Genomic DNA, 6,821 nt, shown 5'->3' on the forward strand with positions numbered 1-6,821 from the left:
AACAGCTGTTTCTCGCAATTGCGAATTTTGTTGTAAGTTCACGTTCACGTTTCGCAAGAATTTTTATCTTTAACAGAAAATAATTCGTTCCGAACTTCGCAACTGACGAGAAGCAGCGGAACGTTAGCTACTATTTTTACTCAACAAACTTATAAAAATGAATAAATTAAAAATTTTAATATTAATTCTTTTTTGCTCAAATCTTTTCGCTCAAAAGAAAGCTACAAGCGTACAAAAAGAAGTTGAAAAACCTACAGAATTTACTTTTTCAGATAATGGCTTAACAGATTTTGTTGTGATAAAATGTCCTGACAAAAAACAACCTCAATTATATAAGAAGACAATCGATTGGGTTGCGGTGACTTATAATGTTCCTAGTGAAGTTATAAAAGCTAAAATAGAAAACGAATATATTAGAATTGAAGGATATTCAAAAACCATGTTGAATTTAACTACAGAATCAGGAGTATTTCCTGTAGATGCTAGATACCAAATTGAAATATCATTCAAAGAAGGAAAATATAAATTCGACGTGATTTCTGTTGACTATAAACTCGCAAATTGGATTGAAATAAATCTCACTAAAAGTAAAAGTTCCTTTGAAGACTCAAACGACATGATTGAAAAAACAAATGCAACATTTCCCATGGAAATTTCATCATACTTTAATGATTTAAATTCTAAGCTTAAAAAATTCATTGAAAGTAAACAAATACCTAGTAAAAAATCTGACTGGTAATTAAAACAGTAGCTAACAGCGCATAAACCTCATTGCTGATTTTGAACTAATTCCATGATTTTTCTACGCAAAATATTCTATCTTGCCGAAGAGAATCTGCTCCGCGTTCCGCAACGAAGGTCTATGCGCGAAACGTTACAAGCAAGTGTAGGACGACCGACAGTGCTAACATAAACCGACAGAAAAAAACAAAAATGCCAACGCTTCGCAAAATTAAAAGAGCTGCAATGCCAACACACAAGCCGACCCAAATTGCAGCACATTTAATTTTGCCCAACCGCACCAAGACATTCAGACCGTTGACAATTTGACGGAAACTTTGGGCTGAAAAACGGTTTTAAAACTTAACTTAGCGACCTAAATAATTGACAGAGAATATTTGATGAAATTAGTAACACAGACACCGAAAAAAGCATTGAAAGCCTTCTTAAAGCAAAAGCCTTTGAGAAGTGAAATTGACGTTTTCAAAACAAACCTCATTGCTTTACTCGACAAAATCAGTGTTATAGAAAAACGACCGACAGACGAAAGCGAAGAACATTTAAAAAACGACCTGCGTGACTTTTTGCGTGACACTTATTACCGTGACACAAACGCCATCAACACAAAAGACAAAAAAGACCTTGTAATTCATCTCGGCAAGACAACTGACAGCGAAGTTGGAGTAATTATAGAAGCCAAACGACCTACCAACATTAGTGAAATGGTAACGGCTGACAATCCGAACAAAAAAGCACTACACGAACTTATACTTTATTACTTAGACGAAAGAAATCAAGCTGAGAATAACCAATTGAAACAGCTTGTAATGACCAACGTAAACCAATGGTTTATTGTTGACGCTAACTATTTCGACAAGCATATTTACCGAAATACTCAAATAAAAAAACTTTACGAAACCAAACGCAACGACAAAAAAGACAATCCTTGGTTTTATGAAGAAATTGCAAAAATAGTTTCAAAAATAGATGCTGAAATTCCTTGTGTTTACTTTGATATCAAGGACTATGATAAAGTTTTGCGAAACAACAATAAAGAGGACGACAAAGAATTAATTGCATTATTCAAAATCCTTTCTCCACAACATTTATTAAAACTTGTAACGCCAAACGACAGCAATTCTCTCAATGAAAAATTCTACAAAGAATTACTTCACATCATTGGACTGGAAGAAGCCAAAGAAAACGGCAAAAACATAATTCGCAGAAAAAAGGAAAGCCGCTTCGCGGCTTCGCTTATTGAGGCGACTATTGAGGCTTTGGTTACTGACGACCCTTTTCATCGTTTGCCCGACCAAACTATTTATGGAGAAAATAAAGAGGAAAGAGTTTTTAATGTTTCGCTTGAACTTTGTATTACTTGGATAAACAGGATTTTGTTTTTGAAGTTGTTGGAAGGACAACTCATTACTTATCATCAAGGAAACAAAGATTATCGCTTCTTAAACTCTGAAACAATTCACGACTTTGACGAATTATTCAAACTATTTCACAAAGTTTTAGCAGTAAATCTCAATGAGAGAAGCGAAGTAATAAAAACCAAATACAGCCGAGTTCCTTATTTGAATAGTTCACTTTTTGAAATAAGTGAATTAGAAGACCAAACCATAAAAATAAATTCACTTGACAACAGCGGACAACTTGAACTAATTGGAACAACTATTTTAAAAGATACAAAAAAGAAGGCAGCTTCGCTGCCCACTTTGGATTATCTTTTTCAGTTTTTAGATGCTTACGATTTTGCAAGTGAAGGTGCAGAAGATGTGCAAGAGGACAACAAAACAATTATCAATGCTTCGGTGCTTGGTAAAGTGTTTGAGAAAATAAACGGCTACAAAGACGGTTCAGTTTTCACTCCTGCATTTATCACAATGTATATGTGCAAACAGTCTATTCGTTTGGCTGTGGTTGAAAAATTCAATGAAGCTAAAAAATGGGACATCAAACAATTTGAAGAACTCTACAATAAAATTGACAACAAAAAAGAAGCTAACGAAATTATCAATTCTCTAAAAATTTGCGACCCAGCAGTAGGTTCAGGACACTTTTTAGTTTCGGCACTCAATGAAATTATTACAGTAAAAAGTGAGTTAGGTGTTTTGATTGATGAAAAAGGAAAAACGCTAAGAGATTACGAAATTGAAATTGTAAATGATGAATTGATTATTACCGATGAAAATGGAAACATCATTGCTTACAATCCCAAAAATATTGAAAGCAATAGAGTTCAAAAAACGCTGTTTCAAGAAAAGCAAACAATAATAGAAAACTGTTTGTTTGGCGTTGACATCAATCCAAATTCTGTAAAAATTTGTCGTTTGCGTTTATGGATAGAACTTTTGAAAAACGCTTATTACAAAGCTGAAACCAATTATACAGAACTGGAAACGCTACCAAATATTGACATCAATATAAAATGCGGAAACAGTTTATTGAGCCGTTTTCCAATTGATGCAGATTTAAGCAAAGCCCTAAAAAGTATAAAGTATGACATTAAAGCATACAGAGGATTTGTAAGCGATTACAAAAATGAAAAAAGTCGTGATGTAAAAAGAGGTTTGCAAAAAATTATTGACAGTATTAAAAGCGATTTCAGAACTGAAATAGGCAACAATGACCCGAAGCAAGTAAAACTAAAAAAACAAAGTGGCGATTTATTCACCTTACTAAATCAAGGACAAATATTTGAGTTAACTCCAAAGGAGAAGAAGTTAAGAAAAGAAAAGCAAGAAAAATTAGAAGCAGACATAACCAAACTTTCTAAAGAAATAGAGGAAATAAAAAGTAATGCTATTTATAAAAATGCCTTTGAATGGCGTTTTGAATTTCCTGAAGTATTGAATAATAGCGGAGAATTTGAAGGTTTTGATGTTGTTATTGGAAATCCTCCCTACTTGAATTTCAAAATGTATTCAACAGCTGAGAGAGATGTTTTCAAGAATGACTACAATGAAATATTTGATGGCAAAGCCGACATCTATTATTATTTTTTTCTGCAAGGAATGAGAGCATTAAAACCAAACGGCATTCTTACTTACATTACTTCACGATATTGGGTTGAAGCAGAATTTGCTGAAAAGTTGAGAAGATTTATATCAAACAACTATTCAATTCAAGAATTGATTGACTTTAAAAATGTAACCATTTTTGACGGCATTGGGATTAAAACATCCATTGCAACTTTTAGAAAAACACAAGCACCAAACGGATATACCTTCAATTTAAAATACATTGATACAAAAAAAATAAAGTCAGTTGAAATTGAAAAGTTCACTACTGTTTCTTCAAGCAATGACGACATAAAAGTTAAAGCAAAATGGGTTTTCGGAGAGGAAAACGAATTAGAAATTTACAAGCGAATTGAAACCGACACGATTTTATTAGAAACAATTGCTGACTGCAAACAAGGAATTGTTACAGGACTTGACAAAGCATTTATCACAACAACAAATGACTTCAAAGGTATTCCAAAAAAGTTAGTCAAAACTTGGGTGAAGGTTGGCGACATTCATAAGTATTCAATCAATCCAGTTGAGGACAGACAAATCATTTATTCATCAGAAATTGAAAACCTTACTGATTATCCAGAGTTAGAGAAACGATTTAAACCGTTCAAAGAAAAATTATCAGAACGTAGAGAAGCAAAGTCTGGTAAAATTAGATGGTTTGATTTACAATGGGGACGAGACCCAGTTTTGTTTAACAGCCCAAAATTAATTTGCCGTTTCAAAGCATCACAAAACACTTTTGCTTTTGACGACAACAAATATTATTCAAGTGCTGACACGACAATTGTAGTTTTGAAAAAGGACTTTGCGAAAGAATTCGATTTAAAATTTTTGCTTGCGTTGGTAAACTCTAAACTCCTTGACTTTTATTTTAAGAGTTATGGTAAACTTATGGACTACCGTTTTGAATATTATCCCGGTCCCGTTGGTCAATTAAGAATTAAGAAAGCGAGCAATCAAAAAGACTTTGTAAAAATTGTTGACGAAATACTTATAGCAAAAAGTAAAGACAATACAGCAGACACTTCATCTTTAGAAACTGAAATTGACGAATTGGTTTACGAACTTTATAAACTAACACCAGAAGAAAAAGAAATTGTAAGAAATGCTTAATAAAGAAATACTGAAGCCCACGCATTTGGTGGCACATTTGTATTTTTTGCAAACGCACAGACCAACGCTAAAAAATCCAAAAGAGCCACCAAGCCAACGCACCAAAGACACCGTAAACAATGGACAACAGAGCAACGACAGAAAGAACACCAGCTTGTAACAGCACCTACCCAAAAGGCGGGGTTTCGTGCTTCTCAGACACATTTGTGGTTGCCGAAAGTTCAGTTCTCCGAATGAAGTTTAGTGGTAAAAATCCCGCCCTTCGGGTAGCTGCAAAACGTTACCAGCAATATTCTATGACGAAAATCTTAAAATACATCATTTTTTTATTTCCAATTTTAGTTTTTGGACAATATCCTTTTGAAAAATTTAAAAGCCCAAAAATCTCTTCTTTAGAATTTAAAATGACTGAAAAGGAAAACCGATTAAATTATTCTAAAGTTGTCAAATCATTTTTCAAAGACAAATCAGATTTAGAAGTAACTATAAACGGTAATACCCAAAACTCAAAAGAAACTTATATAGAAGTAAAAACAAAACTGAAAAGTAATAAATATTTTGAAGAAATTCCAGCTCAAGGAACTGATGGTTTTTATATTGCAGACTTCAATGGAGATGGAAAAAAAGATTTCAAAATAGTTTGTTTTTATATGGGTTCAGGACTTGCTTCAATGAATGTAAGAGTAATTTACTTTTTCCAAAAAGAGAACAAAGATTTTACCAAGATTTCCTTTGACGACAAAATGGAAGGAAATAGAATCGAAAGAGATTTAAATGGTGATGGAAACTTTGAAATAATTACACTGAATTTGCAAGAATATAAAAACCACAATTATTGGCTTTTTAATCTGTACAATTTTGTCAATGGTGATTTGGTTTGTGTTAACAATAAAATGAATTACCCAATTATGATTCAATTCTTATTTAAAGAAAATTATAATGTGACAAAAAAATTGAAAAGAATGGAAATGAAAAAGTATGAACTCAAAAAACCGAAAGAATTACTAATAGATAATTAATACTGCTGGTAACAGCCGTTTCTCGCAATTGCGAATTTTGTTGTAAGTTCACATTCGCGTTTCGCAAGAATTTTTATCTTTAACAGAAAATAATTCGTTCCGAAGCTCGCAACTGACGAGAAGCGGCGGAACGTTAGGCATCAGTTTTCCCGAACGAGAAAATACGTAGTAGAAGAGAAAATATAACGAGACTGAAAAAATGATTCTTGTGAATTATTTTTTTCCCTATATTTGTTTTTAATTAACTCACAACAAACACATTTATGAACACTAAATATCCTCTTTCAGCAATTTTCTTTGCATTTGGATTGTTTGTCTCTTTTACCGCTTATTCGCAATCAACCATAGTGTTGCAGCCAGGCCCATCAGAAGGTTATGATGTTTCGTATGGCAATAATCCCGATTATTTAGTTCCTAATTCACTCTCTACTGACTTTGGTTCTGCTCAATGGACTTGCGGCGGTGCGCCTTGCGAGTTGCGCTCTTTGATTAAGTTCAATTTGAATTCAATACCAACAAACGCTGTAATTAGCAGTGCAACTTTATCACTTTATGCAAATCCTACTCAACTCAATGGAAATCCAGCAGCTGGTCCAACTCATGGAACTAATAACTCTAGTGAACTTTTAAAAATTGTATCTCCATGGTCAATAAACACTGTTAATTGGGATAGCCAACCCAATGTAAGTAATTCAGATATTGTTACTTTAGTACAAAGCGTTACGAATTATGACGATTATCTGAATATTGATGTCACTGCAATCGCTCAAGGATGGATTAACAATCCTGCAAATAATTATGGCTGGATGTTAAAAACCCAAACTTCTGATTTTTATAACTGTATGATTTTTTGTTCAAGCAATTTTCCCGATAGTTCTAAACGACCAGTTTTAAATCTAAATTTTCAATCTCCTCTAAACATTAACAGCAATAATCTTTCAGA

General features: G+C 33.1%; 5 protein-coding genes. All 5 read left to right on the forward strand.

Going from position 1 to position 6,821, the window contains the following annotated elements; genetic code table 11:
* The first annotated feature begins 157 nt into the window (after window positions 1–157).
* On the forward strand, window positions 158–739 hold the full coding sequence (locus ABIQ27_RS07910) for a DUF4468 domain-containing protein (protein ID WP_348033324.1): 582 nt from the start codon (window positions 158–160) through the stop codon (window positions 737–739).
* Between the two features lie 382 nt (window positions 740–1,121).
* Window positions 1,122–4,859 (forward strand): Eco57I restriction-modification methylase domain-containing protein, encoded by a 3,738-nt coding sequence (locus ABIQ27_RS07915; protein ID WP_348033326.1) that lies wholly within the window; start codon window positions 1,122–1,124, stop codon window positions 4,857–4,859.
* Window positions 4,852–5,019: a hypothetical protein gene (locus tag ABIQ27_RS07920; RefSeq protein ID WP_348033330.1), complete on the forward strand. Its 168-nt coding sequence runs from the start codon at window positions 4,852–4,854 to the stop codon at window positions 5,017–5,019. Before ABIQ27_RS07915 ends, ABIQ27_RS07920 begins: the two co-directional genes overlap by 8 nt.
* Window positions 4,979–5,878, forward strand: coding sequence for a VCBS repeat-containing protein (locus ABIQ27_RS07925; protein ID WP_348033333.1), 900 nt, complete (start codon window positions 4,979–4,981; stop codon window positions 5,876–5,878). Before ABIQ27_RS07920 ends, ABIQ27_RS07925 begins: the two co-directional genes overlap by 41 nt.
* A gap of 263 nt (window positions 5,879–6,141) precedes the next feature.
* Window positions 6,142–6,821, forward strand: a 680-nt coding sequence (locus ABIQ27_RS07930) for a DNRLRE domain-containing protein (protein WP_348033335.1), incomplete at its 3' end; no start/stop codon positions are given.

The sequence above is a fragment of the Flavobacterium sp. genome (assembly GCF_039916025.1).
GTDB lineage: Bacteria > Bacteroidota > Bacteroidia > Flavobacteriales > Flavobacteriaceae > Flavobacterium.

What these genes read in the sequence shown, in the direction of transcription:
- ABIQ27_RS07925 (WP_348033333.1), top strand. Translation starts at nt 4,979, where the DNA reads ATGGACAACAGAGCAACGACAGAAAGAACACCAGCTTGTAACAGCACC.
- ABIQ27_RS07915 (WP_348033326.1), top strand. Translation starts at nt 1,122, where the DNA reads ATGAAATTAGTAACACAGACACCGAAAAAAGCATTGAAAGCCTTCTTA.
- ABIQ27_RS07910 (WP_348033324.1), top strand. Translation starts at nt 158, where the DNA reads ATGAATAAATTAAAAATTTTAATATTAATTCTTTTTTGCTCAAATCTT.
- ABIQ27_RS07920 (WP_348033330.1), top strand. Translation starts at nt 4,852, where the DNA reads ATGCTTAATAAAGAAATACTGAAGCCCACGCATTTGGTGGCACATTTG.